We start from the raw sequence: 16,263 nt of genomic DNA on the forward strand, positions 1-16,263 counted from the left end.
ACAGGACCGTGCGGACGGATAGGCTCACGCCTCCCGCGCCGCGACGTTCCTGTGGTCATCACCAACCATGCTAGGGGTGGGGCCACGAAGGTCGCCCCGAGGCGCCTCGAGGCGGGTGATGGCGATGGTCACCGCTGGATAACCCGCAGGGGGTAAGCGCCGACGTCATCAAAGCGGAGAACCAGCACGGCTACCTCCCCACGATTTCTAGTAGCCGCCGAAGGAGTCGATCCTGATGTCGTCGTGGTCGACGCCGGCGGCCATGAGTACGACTTCGGTGGATTCGATCATCGCCGGAGGGCCGGCGATGTAGTAGTAGTGCACGGAGTCGTCGACGCACTCGGTGAGGAGCCGTCGGCGTTCCTTGCTCTTCATCCCGCGGGTGACGACGTAGTCGATCGAGACGGCTGGGAGCTGCCGTCGCCAGGAATCGAACTCGTCTTGGAACAGGAAGTCGGAGCTGCGGTTGAGGTAGGTCAAGTGCACTGATTCCTGGCTGGAGCGGTCCGCCATGGCGGCGATCATGCTCCGGAACGGCGCCACACCGACGCCCGCGGCGATGAGCACGCTGTTGCGGTGCTGACGCAGCGAGAACGCGTAATCGTTGCCGAACGCGGTGATGCGATAGGAATCGCCAGCCCGGGCGTTCTGCAGCGTGCGCTTGATCCCGCTCTGACCTTCTTTGAAGGTGATGACGAGGTCGGCCTCCGTCGGAGCTGAGGACAGCGAGTAGGTCTTGCCGCCGGACAGATCCTGGTCGAACCCGAGGTCGATCCAGTCGCCGGCCTCGTAGTCGAAGCCCGGTGGTCGCGCGAACACGAGGGACAGGTGGCCGGGGGTCTCGGGTCGGACCTCGCGGACGACGATTGGGATGTCGACGTTCTTATGCGCCACGGTGCGTCTCGACCTGCGATGAACTTGCTTTCGCCGTGACGGCCCCGGTTCCGGCCTTCTGCCAGGCGGACTTGCGCAGCAGCCGGAGTCCGTTGAGCGCGACGATGATCGTCGACCCCTCGTGCCCGGCGACACCGAGTGGCAGCGGGAGAGTCCAGAAGATGTCCCAGGCCACGAGCACGGTGATGACGGTGCCAGCGATGACGAGGTTGGCCTTCACGACGCGGTGCGCACGTCGCGAAAGGTCGATCGTCTTGGGCAGCGCGGCGAGGTCGTCGCGGACCAGGACGACGTCGGATGTCTCCAGCGCGAGGTCTGAACCGTTGCGGCCCATCGCGACCCCGACGTGCGCCGCTGCCATCGCCGGTGCATCGTTGACGCCGTCACCGATCAGCAGGACCTGGTGGCCGCTCATGCGCAGCCGCTCCACGGCCGTCACCTTGTCGGCGGGAAGGAGTTGGGCCTCGACCCGGGTGATCCCGACACTGTGGGCGAGGCGTTCGGCTGCGGCCTGGTTGTCGCCGGTCAACAGCACCGCTTCGTTGCCAGTGAGCTCGGTGAGGGACCGCACCGCCGCCTGTGCTCCGTCTCGAACGCGGTCGGTGAGTGCCACGATCCCGACGACACGCTCATCGACCAGCACGACGACTGCGGTGTGACCAGAGCGTTCCAGCTCCGCAACTACAGCGTGTGCTCGGCCCTCGTCGGTGGGCAGCAGCGGGCCGGGGGCGCCGATGGTCACCGATCGTCCCTCGACCGTCGCGTCCACGCCGCGGCCTGGTGTCGAGGTGAACTCGTCGGGCTCGGGGAACTCGATGCTGCGCTCGCGCGCAGCGGCCACGATGGCGCGACCGACCGGGTGCTCGCTACGTCGTTCGGCCGCGGCCGCGGCCCGCAGCAGCTCTGATTCGGACGTGTCACCGAACGTGACGACCGATGCCACCCGGGGTGTGCCTTGGGTGAGGGTGCCGGTCTTGTCGAAGGCGACGAGGTCAACCTTGCTGAGCTCCTCGAGTGCCACCGCGGACTTCACCAGGACGCCATGGCGGCCGGCGTTGGCGATGGTGGCCAGCAACGGGGGCATCGTAGCGAGCACCACCGCGCACGGCGACGCGACGATCATGAAGGTCATCGCCCGCAGCAGGGTCGGCTCGAACTCGGCGCCGAAGACGAGCGGGATCGTGAACAGAGCCAGGGTGGAGACCACGACGCCGACGCTGTAGCGCTGCTCGATCTTCTCGATGAACAGTTGGGTCTTGGCCTTCGTCGACGAGGCCTCCTCGACCATCGCCACGATGCGCGCGATCACGGTGTCAGCAGCCGCGCGATGCACCCGCACCCGCAACGCACCGGCCCCGTTCAGCGTGCCAGCGAAGACCTCGTCCCCGGGACCCTTGGTCACCGGCAGCGGCTCCCCGGTGATGGAGGCCTGATCCAGTTCGCTGACCCCGTCGAGGATCTCGCCGTCCGCGCCGACCCGCTCACCCGGCCGGACCAGGACCAAGTCGCCGACGACCAGCGTTCCGGCATCGACGTTCTCCTCGTCCCCGGACTCGGACAGACGCACCGCGCGCTCCGGTGCGAGCGTCAGGAGCGCGTTGACGGAGTCCTCAGTACGCCGGGTCGCGAACGCCTCAAGCGCGCCGGACGTGGCGAAGATGACGATCAACAACGCCCCCTCGAAGATCTGCCCGATCGACGCAGCCACCAGGGCCGCCACGATCATCAACAGATCGACGTCCAGCGTCTTCGCGCGCAACGCCTGCAAGCCAGCCAGCGCCGGCTCCCAGCCACCCGCGGCGTAGCAGGCCAGGTACAGGCTCCACCACACGACGTCAGGGGCGCCGGCGAGCTGGGCCACCGCGCCCACGGCGAACAGAACGGTGGCGAGCGCGGCCCACCGGATCTCGGGCAACGAGAGCGCAGCCAGGAACGGCGATCGCACCGGACGATTGTTCTTCGGCGGCCGAGGAGCGGTGGTTGTCTCAATGACTGACATTGGGGTTCCTGTCCGGGGAGTGCTCTGTGAAGCGGGCATAGATGAAGAGATGTTCATTCGATCCCGACGGTACACATGAACACTTCTTCATGCAAAGTCGTATGCTGGTGCCATGGGTCACGGAGCAGACGGTCGAGTCGCGGGGTCGGAAAGGATGGATCACGCCACCGCCAAGTCGGTAGCGACCACCCTGCAGGCGCTTGCCACACCCAGCAGGCTGCTGATCCTGGCCACCCTGCAGAACGGGCCGGCAACAGTGGGCGAGCTCGCGGAAACGATCGGGATGGAGCAGTCAGCGGTGTCTCACCAGCTACGACTGCTGCGCAACCTCGGTCTCGTCGACGGCGAGCGCTCAGGTCGCAACATCAGCTACAGCCTGTACGACGACCACGTCGCAGAACTGCTCGAACAAGCCATCTACCACGCCGAGCACGTTCGGATGGGAGTCACGGACCGCCGCACGGAAGACGTACCGCCTACTCACCCACGAGCGTGATCGACTCGTTTCGGACTGGTGCACTGTGAGCCCCAGTGTGGTTGTCAACTCCGGCTCGTGCGTCCATGGTCTCCTCTAATCCCGCAACAGGCTCGTGTTCATACAACGGGCCCGGGCCAGCCAGGAGCTGTCATCGATTCCATCTTGCTAGTCGTCTGATGCCCGAGTTGCCACCTAAGCCCGTCTGAGACGTTTAGCGGCTCGCCCCCGGATGAAAGATGATCGGTCACCGGCACGCTCCGCGAGCCGAACCCCGATCGATAACGCCGCAGGCCGGCGTGCGTGCGCCAGTGAGCCGTCGCCGTTTGACCCGTCCGGAGACCCTTCCGGTGACGGGGCCCTATTTGAAAGTCCTCGCGCGGAACGTGCCGACCCCTTGACAGGTGCAGAGAACTCCAGCATGTGGTTGGGCACGACCACGGCGGGCTTGCGGGCCATGCCGAGCCGGCGCAGCTCCATGCACCCGGTGATCGCTGTGTAGGTCTTGCCCGCACCCACCTCGTGGGCCAACAGCACCGAGGGTTGGGCCACCATCCTGGCCACCGCGGCGTGCTGATGGGGGCGCAACCGCAGACTGCGTGCCATGCCCGGGTAGTACTTCTCGCCCGGCGCCTCGTAGGTGCGCAACACGATCGAGTTCAACGCGTCGTTGTAGGAGCGCACCAGCCGTTCGCACCGCTCGGGGTCCTCCCACAACCAGGTCGCGAACCGCTCCTGCAGTGCCTCGGCCTTCTCCTGTGCCGCGAACGTTTCGGTCTCGTTCGGAATCCGTCGGCCCTCGGGGGTCTCATCGTTGACCCTGATCTGCCGCTGTTCCAAGCAGGCCTGCACGATGTCGATCGCACACGCCCGCGAGGTGCCCCACGTGTTGGTCGAGGCCACCGAGTGCCGGTTCCCGCGGACCGTCCACACCGAGCCGCCCGGATGCTCGACCTCGGCCGTGCGGTCCTCCAGCACCTCGCGGACGAACTGCTCCACCGTCTCGGTCGGTACCCACGGAACCCCCAGCTGGGCCACGATCTCGGTCGGACCCAGGTCTTCAGGAACCACCTCCATCAACGCCGTACGCGCATTGTTGAGCCGCCGCAACACCGTCTGTCTGGCCGGTTCGTCGTCCACACCGGGTGTCGAGGTGCCGGTGGCCTCCACGTCGGCGATCCTCGCCTCGAGGCGAGTCAGGCGGGCGCGGACGTTGCCGGACAGGAACTCCGCTCGCGGCATCCACCCGACGTGCCATCCCGAGGCGGTGTGGTTCACGGTGTCGGGGTCGAGGAACGCGAACGCCTCCAACTCCTCTTCGGCCTGGGCCTCGTCGACGTCGAGCAGGCGCGCGATCTCGGCCGTGCGCAGCTCGCCGTAGGTGTCCAGGCACAAGGCGACGGCGTCCGCGGGGGAATCGGCGTGCGTACGGATCACGCGAGGGGCGACCACGCGTTCGGTGAAGATGTCGGCCTTGCGGGCCTTCCCGGTCGCTGAGTCGTAGTGCTCCAACGCAAACACCGCGGGGGAGTGCGGGTCAGCACCAAACCCGCCCTGCTTGGGCCGGACCTGCGCCAGGATCGGCTCACCCGTCTTGGCGTCGATGCGACCGGTGTTCCGGGTGCTCACCCGGTTGATCGGCCCGTACCGGGCCACATACGCCTCGTACTGGGTGTTCAGTCGCTCTCGCAGTCCGGCCATCACCTGCTCACCACCCGGCCCACCAGCACGCTCACCGGCAGGTCGGCCACCGAGTTCGCCGGGCAGGGGAGTGGTGGCCTCGGCTTCGAGCAGGCACACCACGGTGTCGCGCAACCCCAGCAACATCTCCAACTCACGCTGCTGGGTCTTGGGGACCGCGAACGGCTCGGGCACCCCATCGCGGATGTGGTGCCACCCGCCGTGTCCATCACTACTGAGGTGTCCTTCGGCCACGATCACCCGATCCGGCAACTCCAGACCCGCCTCGGGGACGCCGGCAGAGTCCCGGCGCGGAGAAGACACCCTCTGCCCTCCGGTCGGTGCCGTGGGTGAGGGGGTGCGCGTGGGGGCCGGTGAGAACAGGGGCCGCAGCTCGTTGTAGCGACTCAGGTCGAAGCTCAGCGACTTGCCCAGCTCGGTGGCCACCCGGTCAGCGAGCCGCTCCCCGTCGCGGAGCAGGGGAGGGGTGACCGCGACCTCGGGGCCGAACCTGCCCATCCGCGACGTGAGATGCCCCAGTGCGCGATGTGGGGACTGCGTAAACAGGGAGTTGAGGAGCACCTCCTCTTCTTCGATGCCCGGCCGGGCCAAGTGAGGGGGCAACGGCTGGAGATCCTGCCAGGCCGGCACCAGCTGCAACGGCTCCTCACCATCAACCCGCCGCCTGAAAACCAGCAGGTCGGTGACCACGTCGGTGCCGGCCGCCTCGCGGTGCGTGGTGCCCGGAAGACGTAGGGCCGTGACCAGGTCCGCTAGCTGTGCGAACGTCTCCCGCGCGGCCGGGTTCGCTGCGTCCAACGTCCACCGCGAGGTCAGCACCGCCACCACGCCACCGGGCCGCACCAGATGCAGGCTCTTATGGATGAAGTAGTTGTGCAGGCTGAACCGGTCGCGGTTGTACCGCGAATCGTGGGGCTTGACGTCACCGAACGGGACGTTGCCGATCACCAGGTCCCACGAGCCTTCGGGCAGCCGGGTGTCGACGAAGGACTCCGCCCGCACCTGCGCATCGGGATAGAGCAGCGAGGTGACCCGTGCGGTGGTCGGGTCCAGCTCGACCCCGACCGCCTGGTCGACGTGATCGGGGGCGAACCCGATGAACGTGCCCGCGCCACACCCCGGCTCAAGCACCCGCCCACCCGCGGCCTGGTCGAAGCCCGCGGACTCCAGCGAGGACCAGATCGCCCGCACCAGCGCAGCGTCGGTGTAGTGAGCATTCAACGTGGTCCGAGCAGCTGCCGAACGTGCCTGCCCCGCCAGCAGCTCCCGCGCCCGCGCAGCCGACCGGCCGTGGTCGGCACCATCGTCGAAGACCTCCGGCAACGACCCCCAACCCGACCAGCGCGCCAACACCGCCTGCTCGGCCGGCGACGCCGTCCGGCCCTCATCATCGAGCCGAGCAAGCAGCTCCAACACCGCCACATTGGCCTCCAACCGCCCACCCGACGTGCCCGGCGCGAGATCGGCCTGAGACGTGGGGCGAAACCGGACAGCGCCCGCGGCACCGGTCCCGGGGGTGGAAGACCCAGTTGTGGCTAGGGCTGGGACAGCCCCCGGCTCATGTGCTCGCGCAGGATCTCCGACTCCGCGCTCATCCGGGCCTCGGTCATCCGCCCCACCCGGTCCATGTAGCCCTCCTCGGGCTTTGTCGGACCCGCGATCTCGTCCGCCAAGGTCGAAACCTCCTGAGCTATCTGCTCGCCCAGCTCCTCGAAGAACCTCTCCGGATCCGCGATCGCTGCCAGCTCGGTCGCCCGATGCTGCGCGTAGTGATCGCGGATCCGCGCCCCATACGAGTTCATCGCTCTTCTCCTCCGCAACCACCGGCTGCTCACTGGGCCGCTCACCGGCCAGCCCGACAGATGACTCAGCCGGGACGTCCTTCACCACGTCGCCTGGCTCGGAACCAACGTCCCACAGCGCCAACTGCTCGGAGTCATCAACACTCACTCCACGTCGCGCCACGCTCAGCCACCTTCCGACCCATCAGGTGAGGGACGTCGGCCGCGACCATCGCCGCCACGGCTCACCACCGCCCTCACCCCCATAGGCACCCGCTGCGCACCGAAATCGGACACCCCAGCGGCATTTGCCACCCACCTCCAGGCTTGGTGGGACCAACGCAGCGGCTCAGCGCGAGGGCGGTGTTGACGTCGGCGTAGACGGCGAGGGTGGCTCGCGTCGCACAGGGTCTGCCGATGTGGCCTCCAGAGCAGCACGCATCATCGGTGCACCGGTGGCGCCTGCCAGTGCCTCGTTCAGACCAGGCGCCTGTCCGGATATCCGCGCCAGAAGGGCGACGGCCCGCTCGGCCAGGTCGCAGCCGACATCGTCACTCTCGTGCCACGCAGCGGCGGAAGGCACGTGGCCGGCCGACTCACCGGCAGAGAGGTCGGCACGGGCGGCGCGCCACCGCTGGTGCTCGTGGATCAGGTCGATGGCCTCGCGCAGCTGATCCACGGCGGGGTCTTCGATGCGAGTTCCCAGCGCCGTGGCCAGCAAGGGCAGCAGCTCCTCGGCGGTGGGCAGCGATACCTCGGCCGCCTGCCGGTGTTGCAGGTCCCAGTCTGGTCGCGCTCCGAGCGGATGACCTTCGTAGTCGCAGTAGTGGCCATCCTCGACACCATCAAGTGGGTATCCGTCGACGGTGGCACCCGACACCGCCCACCGACTCTGGCTCGACGCAGCCTCGATGTTGCCGACCTCGACGATCACCGAACCGAACGTGGGACCGGCGTAGGTGCCGCCTTCGTCGTAAGACAAGAACACGCCCTCGCCCTGGGTGGTCCACCCCGTCACGGTGCCGCGTTGCCAGCGCCCAGCGGCGTAGTGGCGCACCCGGGTGCCCGGCGGGGCCGTGTGTAGCTCTGCCAGTGGCGGAGAGGTCGGTGCCGGCTCGAGGTGGAGGTAAACCTTCACGTGATTCTCGATGCGATGCGGGTAGCCCGGATCCTCAACCCACGACGAGCCAGCGACGTCGGGTGCGCTTGCGTGCGGGCTACCGGGTGGCCCGGTCGGACGGTCGCTCATACCGTCCACAAGCAACCGATGCGCGCGGCGTTCGGACACCACCATCCCGACCTGTTTCCGGTAGTGCTGCTCGGAGCCGCTTCGATGCGCGCAGCAACAAGTCCCGCTCGGTCACGGGTTCTGGTCCGTCCGGCAGCACTGGGAGGGGTCGCTGCTCACACCGACGCTGGCCGATTGTTCCCGGAAAATGCTTGGTTCCGCACGAGGCGGAACTTCGCGATTATCGAGAAGTGTCCCGGACGTCGTACGCCTTTCCAGTTCATCGCCACAAGTGAGAACAGCGCGCAAATGTTCTCACTTGCGATGCCGCCGCGACGTAGCCCGCTCCCTCAGCCCCCGTGCGGGTCGACTGTCACATGGTGGGTGTCGTCAGCGCGTGTGGCGCGCGGGAGGGTCTGCCGGGGGTGGTGGGTGCGTTCTGGGCCAGTCGGATGCGGTGCACCCGCTCCAACGACCCCGAACCGTCGCGCCACTGGGCGTAGTGGACCAAGGGGTCGGCCAGACCGTTCGTGGCCAAGATCCGGTCGGCGTCACGCTCGACCGCGGCCCGCCACGTCCGGTCGGCCCACGGAGCCAAATAGCTCACCGCGACCAGCGTGGCTGCACAGATGCCAAGCACCGGGCTGCCCTGAGGCTGGAACCCTTGCCACAACGCCACCACCCCGAGCAGCCCACGCAGCTTCCACGAGACCCCGCCGGCAGGAACCCACGAGAGGGCCCGCGCGACACCTTGGGCGACGCCATGGATCAAGCACCAGGGTGCGGCCCACAGGCGTGCTGCCAGATCCGTGCGGGCCGGCCCGACGCGCTGGCGCGCTACCGCGTGTCCGATCACTGCGGCGACATCGGCAGTGACCAGACCCCCTTCGTAGAGCGTGGTCATGACCCACGGCTGAACCAGCACCGTGTGCCGCCCGATCGGCACAGCAGGCTCACCGTCGGTGCCTACCAGCCGGATCAGCACCTGGCGCGGTGCGAGCTGCACCCGGGCCAAGAGCCGCAACGTCGGCTCCAGCAGCGCCTGCTCGCCCGGCCGCAGACCCCGGCTCACACCCAGCACACGCGCGGCGGGAGCCTCGAAGAAGCCACAGGCCAACATCAGCGCCAGGAGGGCCGTCAACGCGAATGCCCCCACCAATCCCGCGCCGGGAAGGAACCCCAGCCCCATGATCGCGATGAAGGACCCCGCCAACGCCGCCGGGACGACAGCACCAAGTCGCACGACCCTGACCCAGGTCCGCATTACGGCTGCCGGTTGGTTCCAGGTCGAGATGATCATTACTCCCTCGCCTCCTCGGCAGGGTCTCCTCGGGCGGTGCGCCCCGGTTGGTGGAACTTGCTCCTTCACAGTTCCGTAGAGCGCCGACAACGCGGCTACCAAGCTCGTGAACCTGTGGACCGCCATCGGTTGTCCACAGGCTCACGGGGCGCTCCTTGACGGCCGGTGCCGGGAGCTACCGCAGGAGTTCAGCGACGCGGGCCGCGTCCTGGGGAGGGCTGAACACGAAGTCGATGTGCACCCCGGGTTCGAGCACGGGACCAGAGTCGGAGGACTCAATCAGCTGCGCCAGACGGGATTCGAGTAAGGACGGTGTCGTACACATGGTCACGCCTCCTGTCCTCAACGCCCCGGCGCCGAAGTGTCGGGATCAACGATGGACGACTCGGATGCCCTTGGTGGGGTCCGCTGGGCGGTCGGCGACTCCTGGTTGAGAGCAGCGGCCTGCATCAGCATGGAAGCGGCCTGCGGAGCGGCACGGTCCCAGTCGCGCGGGTTGACCGCCTGCTCCAGCGCTGCGGTCACCAGATTCGCCAGCCGGTTGGGCGCCTGGACCTGGTCCAGCGCCATCCACGCCTGTGCCCCCCGTCCTTCCAAGAAGCTGGTCAGCGCCAGCATCGCGGCCGGGGTGTCTCGCACCTGATCCGGTGCCCGACGCACCAGGTCGTGCCACAGCTCGGAGTAGACGTGGGCGTCGGCCTGACGCATCGACAGCGCGAGATCGTCCCGGATCTCGGTAACGGGGAGGATCGCCAGAGCGCGAGCGGCGTCGACGTCGGACAGGTTCCGGCGGTCCTGGCCGAACTCCTCGACCCTGGCCCTCAGCCATGCACTCTCGCGTTCGCGACCGGCCTCGTCGAGCTCCCTGACTCTTTGCAGAGCGGGGCCCTGATGCTGGCCCACCCCGATGGGATCGCCGTGCATCGCGGCCTCCAGGTCACCGCGCTGGGCAGCGGGCATGACCCGACCCATGAGCGCGAACTCCGCGTCGACGCCGAGACGCACCATCGGATCGCTCGTGCCTTCTTGACCGGTCAGCAGGTCCGTCCAGTGCTCTCCGTTGACCCACAGCAGGGGCCCCAGCTCGGGGCCGGGAACCTCGGCGGTGGTCAGCGCCTGACTCAGCGCGGCCACCGCCTCGATGCAGGCTCGACCATCGGGCCCGTAGACCAGGATGGCCATCCGATCCGCGGGGTGGCGCTGGAGATACACGTCGGTCAGCGCAGTGACCCAGCTCGTGAGGTCCTGCTCTGCATCAGGCAGGTCTAGCCTGCTGGTGGGGGAGTGGCCCCCCAGCGGCACGCACACCACGCTCGATTCCGGAGTGAACCCGAGCACGTGGGGGATGTGGGCGATCAGCTCGTCATGCGAGCTGATCTTGAGCACCTTGGGCATGGATGAAACACCTACTTCGAGTCGAAGGATTCGCGGGGTACTTCATCCACCACAGGCAACCCCGCGTCGTCTCGATCGGACACGCCGCAGCTACAGAGTTGGAGCCGAGCCGGTTCGTGCCAAGCCGGGTGCGTTGGGTGGCAGCCATCGAGCTGGCCCACCCGTGAGCTGGTTGAGGGCCGCAGCCTGCATCCGTGAGGAGGTTCCCGCAGTTCCGGGTTGCACCACGATGCCCTCATTCGCGGAGCGCAGGGCCTCCAGGGCGACCTGCCACGTGCGGCCGGTCAGGTGCCCCAGCGCAACCCGGTCGCCGCCGGTCTCGGAGACCATCTGGTCCACCTCATCGCCGCTGAACACGGCTCGGCCGTAGGCGTCGCAGTCGGCACGGAAGACTCCGAGGTCGGGATGGTGCAAGAACACCTGGCCCAGGTGTTCATACTTCGGGTCCTCCCACACCTGCCAGGCTGACGAGCGGGGGAGCGCTGCGGCGATCTCCTCGCTCGAGCCGACCGGCATCTCCGCCTGCATGTACCCGCGGCACAGCTCCAACCCCGTCCTAGGGGACTGGGGGAGCAGCCCGTGTTCGTGGAGCACGTCCAGCACCGTGCCCGCATCCTCATCCGGACATGCGAAGACCAGAACTTCGATCGGGGTGCGATCTGCCATGACTTTCCTTTCCTCGAGTGTGGGGTCTCCGCTTTGGTGCTCAGATGGCCAGTCCGGGACCTGCATCCCGTGGTCGCGGTGGGGCCATCTGCTGGGAACGTTCGCCCGGTCGGCTCAATGAGCTCGCCAGCGTGGCTGAATCCTGTGCGTGTGTGCGGGCGTGGTCGAGAACGGTGCGCATCATCGACACCCCCTCGTCGGCTCTGCTGACTTCACGCCCGGCTTCGTGGACGCGGTTGTCGAGCAACATCAACGCATCGGTTGCCTGCGCGGCCTCGGCTGCATGGAAGGCATGAGCGCTGATGCTCTCGACCATCGGCCCGGCCAACGTCACCACCTCGCGCAGCGCTGCCACTCGCATCCGCAACGCCTCGACATCGACAGATTCCGCGACCCCATCCAGCGCCTGCTCAAGCTCGGCTCCGACGCGATCGACTGCACCGCTGGCACGGTCGATGTGGCGTGCCAGCTCCTCGCCAAGTTCGCGCATCACCTCCGATCGGTTACGGAGCCGATCCAGATGCTCACCTGCCGACTCCACATAGGTATCGCGCCTCTCCTCCCGGCGGGCATGGAAGGAATCGACGGCGGCATCATCGAGGACACGAAGCGAGGACGCCGCGACATCGCCGAGCTCGTCGACAACCTCCGCCGCTCGCCGCAATGCCGACTCCGCAGCGAAGACCGCATCGGCTGTCCTGAGCATGACCGGCGCGGTCACTGCGCCCTCCGAGGGCCGCACTCCTGCCCGCCGAGGGCGCTGAGCAGCTCTCGCAGCCGCGTAACCACCTCGCCCGCGGCCTCCAACTCCCGCCGCATCACAGTGACTGGATCGTGTCCGGGCGAGCTCCTCTGACTCGTGATTATCGGCCGTGTCATCGCCTGGTCCTCCTGTCGCAGGGGAGGTTCCCCTTCGACCGTCACAAGCAACCCGCCGGCACCTGGATCGGACATCCGACGACGGTCACGGGCCCGGACGTCGCAGCCGGGGGCTTCCCGAACGAGTGGGTGGTGGCTAAGACTGAGCCGGACAATGGACGACGCGCTGGCGCTGATTGCGCGCGAGGTGGCAATGGCTGCCTCGGCGTGGCACAGGTGCGCCTCCGACACCGAGGCCTATCGCCGCTTGGTCGACGCCGTCGAGACCTGGGACCACTACCTCGCACCAGATCTCATGAACCCGGTCTCCGAAGACGTCGCCGCCCAGGTCCGCAAGGCCGCACGCCAGGCGCTCTACGCGATGGACGAGGAAATGGTCGAGCACGCCGGCGCGCTCGCCAACGCCACCACCCGGTGGCTCCATGCCCCCACCTCCCACGAGGCCTACCGCGCCCTTATCGCTGCCATCAACGCCTGGAACAACTACACGGCCCCTCACTTCGATACCGATGCACTCGAGCTGCCTGACGAACTCGGGACCGACGGCGAACCGATGGCTCTGGGTGCCCTCATCCCCGAGCTCTTCAACACCAACGAGAGCCCCTCAACGCCGGCCCACGACGCCGCCAGCTTCCGGCGCGGAGTCGTCGGCAAGGGACCCTGATGGTTCAAGTCCCCGCTGCGGCCCGCTGGCGCGGGGTGAGAGGTAGTTTCGAAATCCACGCGCCCCTAGAGGAAGTAGCCCGGTGACCGTGCCTGATGAGACCAGCTCAATGCCGGTGCACATTCCGCTGGAACGCGTGACAAGGCGCAAGAAGCATGACGACGGGACGTCCCTCGTCTCCGCCCGCTGTAGCTGTGGGCACTGGGGCCCTTACGACCTGGACGCCGTCAACGCCCTCGTGCGCGAGCACGGCGCCACCGAACCCATCGCGTGCGCCGAATGTGGGCGCGTCACGCCCCTGAACCCAGCCAGTCCGGTCGCGTGGCGGGCACCATGGCGGCGCTATCAGCCCATCGAAGGTGAAGACGGAACATGGAGATACGCCTGCGCCGACCGAGCGGCCTGCCACCAACGCCAACTCGCACCCGCCGACGAGGACAGAGATGACCCCCTCGCAGCGGTGATCGGTGGCTGCTCCACCTTCACCGTCAGCCTCGATCTGTCGGGAGATTGGGCGCGAACAGCGCACCTTGCCGAGGCCGTCGCGAACTTCCAGCACGTTCGTGCCACCAGCCCACGACGCTGGGATCAAATCGGCCCCGACGACCGGCGCGTTCTGACGGCCCTCGTGTCTGCAGTCGCGGCCATTGAGGAAGCATTGGAGACCGCAAAGCTCTACGCCGTCCTACCCGCATTGAAGGCCGGCGCCACCTGGCACGACCTCGCGGCCGCCACCGGAGACTGGAGCGCTGACGAATGCCGGGCCGACTACCTCGCCCGAGTGAAGTCGCTGGACTGGCCCGAAGAACATGACGACGAGATCCTCAAACTGCTCTACGAGAAGTGATCCGAGACCCTTCCATCGACTCCAATCTCCGGTCGAGCCAACGGCCAGACAAAGTGGGCCCTCGCCACCGGGGCCACCGGGAGCACGAGCCAGAGTCTTGCGAACAGGTGTTCTTACATCGGGCGCATGGCCGGCGGCTACGGACGAGGAAGCGGGATTCCGCTACGTGATCGCGTGCGCGTCGACCGCCCGGCCGCTCAAGCCGCTGCTGCTCGCGCAGACCTTCCTGCGACACCAGGACGGCACTGCTGGGTCAGCGCTCCAGTCGATGCCGGCGAACCACGCCCAGGACTGCTGCTGCGTTGGGAGCAGCGCGCATCCGGGTGGACCGGAGAAGTCGTCTATCTGGCCCAGCTCAGGCCGGGGAGTGGGCAACGGTGACCGAGTGGGTTGGCAGCCACATGCTCCGCGCCACACCACCAAACCACTGATGGGTCGCGCGCGGCCCACCCGCCTCAACCCTCACTCCGCAGCCGCGAGAGAGGGGTGCCGGGCAGATCGGCGGGTGTAGGTGTTTGCTCCAGCGCCTGCTCGAGGAGATGTCCCTGGAGCGATGACCACCCGCGAGGGGAATCCTCAGGAGGGTTGATGGTTCCGACGTCGACGGTGATGTGCACGGGGACGTTGAGTCCGGGTGTCTCGGTCGCCAGCTGCTCGATCTTGGCTTTCAGTGCTTCCCCGTAGGTCTGCCATTCCGCGAGGCGTTGGGTCTCCAGGTCCTCTTCGAGGGCTGCGATCGGCTCGATGCGTGCGTCGCGCTCGTCTTCGAGGCGCCACAGCTCTTCGGCTGCTTCCCGGCTCTTGATGATGTAGGCACTGGTGACATCTCCGGGACGGCCTGAGTAGAGCCCGACGCCGGTGCGCAGGCTGTCTTCGACCCTGGCCAGGTGCTCGGGGGAGAGGGCCGCTCCGGGGCGGGTGGGTTGCTCGCGCCAGGTCTCCCACGACCACGCCGGCGCGGCGGGGTCACGGGCAATGAATTCGCCGGCGTCATCGCGGTCATACCACCACACGAACTGAGTGTCGTCGGGTTCGGGGTCATCCCGCTCTGCCACCTCCAGCAGCCTTTGGGCTTCGCGGGTGTCTTCGTCGTAGGCCTCATAGGCGTCGTAGGCGACGTCGACCACGAGCTGTTCGACGTACAGCGTCATCGTGAGCGGCTCGGTGCGGTGGCGCCACAGATCGGCCTCGTCGGGTCCGACGGTGCCCTCCAAGAGCTTTCGTACGTGGTCTGCTTCCCAGGAGCCCGAGCGTCCGGCCAGCGCGGCCTCGATCCCGCCTGCGTTAGCGGCCGCACCGGCCAGGGCCAGTGCGATGAACTCGGCCCAGTCTCCAGGTTCGGTGCGGGTGGGATGGGGCTCCCAGCGGCCGGGCTCAGGCTGGTGCAGTACCTGCCGGCGCCAGTGCACCGCCTCGCTCATGACCGCGATCGCGTCCCCCAGGATCTCCTCGTATGCGCGCTGTTCGACGACCCTGCTGGTCGCCGGCGCGGTGGTGATTGAGCCGTAGGCGATCGGGTTCTGCGAGCGGTTGGGGATCGGATCTGGTTCACCGACCAGAGGGTGGTTCGGGAGGGGCCGACCGGCGATGGCCACCCGGTCACCGTGGAAAGCCACCCCGTCCACGGTGCCGACCAGCTGCACCTGGCCGTCGGCAACCACGACCAGGAGCTCGGCCTCCGCGACGGTGGCCAGCTTGGCTTTCCACACGCCGCGGCCCCGGTCCCACAGTTCTGACATGGTCAGGCCTTCGGTGAACCCGACGACGTCGCGGCCCAGCGGATCCGGCTGCGGTGCCGCGCGCTCAGGACCGAGCTTGACCCGCACGATCGACACCTCGCGGGGGAGGGGCTGCTGTTCGCTCATGGCCTCCATCGTGCACGCATACGGCGCGTGAGTCAATGACTAGTTGACTAGTTGGCTCGTTCATTAGTTGACGTAACGGAGGTTATCGGCGGTGTGATTCAAGGTGTGATGCGCGCCGGGATAAGGTATTGGATCGGACTGTGGAACGTGGCACACTGCAGGTATGAGCACTCAGTCGACCATCGCCCGCGGCGACCTACGCGCATACGAGGAGTCGGTACGGCTGGCCACGCCGGAGCTCGTCGAGCGGCTGCGCGACATGCTCGGCGCCAAGCTGGTCGCCTACCTGGGCTCTGTCCAAGAGACCCGAGCTGTGCGCCAGTGGGCCGACTCGAACGACGCGCGCACCCCGTCGACCGAGATCGTCAACCGGCTGCGGATGGCGTACCGGATCGCGGCCCTGCTGCGCGGCAAGGACTCGGCCGCGGTCGTCCAAGCGTGGTTCCAGGGCATGAACCCGCGGCTCGACGACGTCGCGCCGGCGCGGCTGCTGCGTGAGGGCGATCTGGAGCAGGTCGGCCCCGAGGTCCTGGCGGCCGCGCGCGCGTTCGCTGCGGCAGGGTGAGCCC

At 67.7% G+C, this 16,263-nt stretch carries 14 protein-coding genes; 4 read left to right on the forward strand and 10 right to left on the reverse strand.

The window, feature by feature from the left end; translation table 11 throughout:
* Positions 1–207: 207 nt before the first annotated feature.
* Positions 208–894, reverse strand: a complete 687-nt coding sequence (locus IRX98_RS23660) for a ferredoxin--NADP reductase (protein ID WP_224279733.1) — start codon at positions 892–894, stop codon at positions 208–210.
* Entirely contained in the window at positions 884–2,839 is a 1,956-nt protein-coding gene (locus tag IRX98_RS19880) for a heavy metal translocating P-type ATPase (RefSeq protein WP_224279736.1), read from the reverse strand. The genes IRX98_RS23660 and IRX98_RS19880 overlap by 11 nt, the downstream gene beginning before the upstream one ends.
* Before the next feature lie 208 nt (positions 2,840–3,047).
* Here IRX98_RS19880 and IRX98_RS19885 point away from each other — a divergent pair, with 208 nt between their 5' ends.
* Complete coding sequence (locus IRX98_RS19885) at positions 3,048–3,389, forward strand: ArsR/SmtB family transcription factor (protein ID WP_308045576.1); 342 nt, start codon at positions 3,048–3,050, stop codon at positions 3,387–3,389.
* 174 nt (positions 3,390–3,563) lie between these two features.
* Here IRX98_RS19885 and IRX98_RS19890 read toward each other — a convergent pair whose 3' ends face one another.
* The 7 genes from IRX98_RS19890 to IRX98_RS19920 all read right to left on the reverse strand — a co-directional run bounded on the left by IRX98_RS19890 (position 3,564) and on the right by IRX98_RS19920 (position 12,160).
* Entirely contained in the window at positions 3,564–6,485 is a 2,922-nt protein-coding gene (locus IRX98_RS19890; RefSeq protein ID WP_224279741.1) for a DUF8437 domain-containing protein, read from the reverse strand.
* A 119-nt stretch (positions 6,486–6,604) separates the two neighbouring features.
* The gene (locus tag IRX98_RS19895) at positions 6,605–6,871 is read right to left on the reverse strand and encodes a hypothetical protein (RefSeq protein ID WP_224279743.1); all 267 of its coding nucleotides are present in this window, start codon (positions 6,869–6,871) and stop codon (positions 6,605–6,607) included.
* 328 nt (positions 6,872–7,199) lie between these two features.
* On the reverse strand, positions 7,200–8,144 hold the full coding sequence (locus IRX98_RS19900) for a hypothetical protein (protein WP_224279745.1): 945 nt from the start codon (positions 8,142–8,144) through the stop codon (positions 7,200–7,202).
* Between the two features lie 307 nt (positions 8,145–8,451).
* Entirely contained in the window at positions 8,452–9,378 is a 927-nt protein-coding gene (locus IRX98_RS19905) for a hypothetical protein (RefSeq protein WP_224279747.1), read from the reverse strand.
* A 342-nt stretch (positions 9,379–9,720) separates the two neighbouring features.
* The gene (locus IRX98_RS19910) at positions 9,721–10,773 is read right to left on the reverse strand and encodes a DUF4192 domain-containing protein (protein ID WP_224279749.1); all 1,053 of its coding nucleotides are present in this window, start codon (positions 10,771–10,773) and stop codon (positions 9,721–9,723) included.
* Positions 10,774–10,863: 90 nt separating this feature from the next.
* A complete protein-coding gene (locus IRX98_RS19915; protein ID WP_224279751.1) occupies positions 10,864–11,439 on the reverse strand; it encodes a DUF3145 family protein in 576 nt (191 codons plus the stop codon).
* 40 nt (positions 11,440–11,479) lie between these two features.
* Entirely contained in the window at positions 11,480–12,160 is a 681-nt protein-coding gene (locus IRX98_RS19920) for a hypothetical protein (protein WP_224279753.1), read from the reverse strand.
* A gap of 312 nt (positions 12,161–12,472) precedes the next feature.
* Between IRX98_RS19920 and IRX98_RS19925 the strand changes: the two genes are divergently transcribed.
* Positions 12,473–12,982, forward strand: a complete 510-nt coding sequence (locus IRX98_RS19925; RefSeq protein WP_224279755.1) for a hypothetical protein — start codon at positions 12,473–12,475, stop codon at positions 12,980–12,982.
* An 88-nt stretch (positions 12,983–13,070) separates the two neighbouring features.
* Complete coding sequence (locus tag IRX98_RS19930; RefSeq protein WP_224279757.1) at positions 13,071–13,829, forward strand: hypothetical protein; 759 nt, start codon at positions 13,071–13,073, stop codon at positions 13,827–13,829.
* 455 nt (positions 13,830–14,284) lie between these two features.
* Here the strand turns inward: IRX98_RS19930 and IRX98_RS19935 are convergent, their stop codons facing one another.
* Complete coding sequence (locus tag IRX98_RS19935) at positions 14,285–15,694, reverse strand: hypothetical protein (RefSeq protein WP_224279759.1); 1,410 nt, start codon at positions 15,692–15,694, stop codon at positions 14,285–14,287.
* Between the two features lie 163 nt (positions 15,695–15,857).
* Between IRX98_RS19935 and IRX98_RS19940 the strand changes: the two genes are divergently transcribed.
* Complete coding sequence (locus IRX98_RS19940; protein ID WP_224279761.1) at positions 15,858–16,259, forward strand: hypothetical protein; 402 nt, start codon at positions 15,858–15,860, stop codon at positions 16,257–16,259.
* Positions 16,260–16,263 lie beyond the last annotated feature (4 nt).

Origin of the sequence: Nocardioides lacusdianchii (genome assembly GCF_020102855.1) — a bacterium.
Lineage (GTDB): Bacteria > Actinomycetota > Actinomycetes > Propionibacteriales > Nocardioidaceae > Nocardioides > Nocardioides lacusdianchii.

Coding starts and splice junctions, on each gene's coding strand:
- IRX98_RS19910 (WP_224279749.1), bottom strand. CDS start 10,773: ATGCCCAAGGTGCTCAAGATCAGCTCGCATGACGAGCTGATCGCCCAC.
- IRX98_RS19925 (WP_224279755.1), top strand. CDS start 12,473: ATGGACGACGCGCTGGCGCTGATTGCGCGCGAGGTGGCAATGGCTGCC.
- IRX98_RS19900 (WP_224279745.1), bottom strand. CDS start 8,144: ATGGTGGTGTCCGAACGCCGCGCGCATCGGTTGCTTGTGGACGGTATG.
- IRX98_RS19940 (WP_224279761.1), top strand. CDS start 15,858: ATGAGCACTCAGTCGACCATCGCCCGCGGCGACCTACGCGCATACGAG.
- IRX98_RS19935 (WP_224279759.1), bottom strand. CDS start 15,694: ATGAGCGAACAGCAGCCCCTCCCCCGCGAGGTGTCGATCGTGCGGGTC.
- IRX98_RS19915 (WP_224279751.1), bottom strand. CDS start 11,439: ATGGCAGATCGCACCCCGATCGAAGTTCTGGTCTTCGCATGTCCGGAT.
- IRX98_RS19905 (WP_224279747.1), bottom strand. CDS start 9,378: ATGATCATCTCGACCTGGAACCAACCGGCAGCCGTAATGCGGACCTGG.
- IRX98_RS19895 (WP_224279743.1), bottom strand. CDS start 6,871: ATGAACTCGTATGGGGCGCGGATCCGCGATCACTACGCGCAGCATCGG.
- IRX98_RS19885 (WP_308045576.1), top strand. CDS start 3,048: ATGGATCACGCCACCGCCAAGTCGGTAGCGACCACCCTGCAGGCGCTT.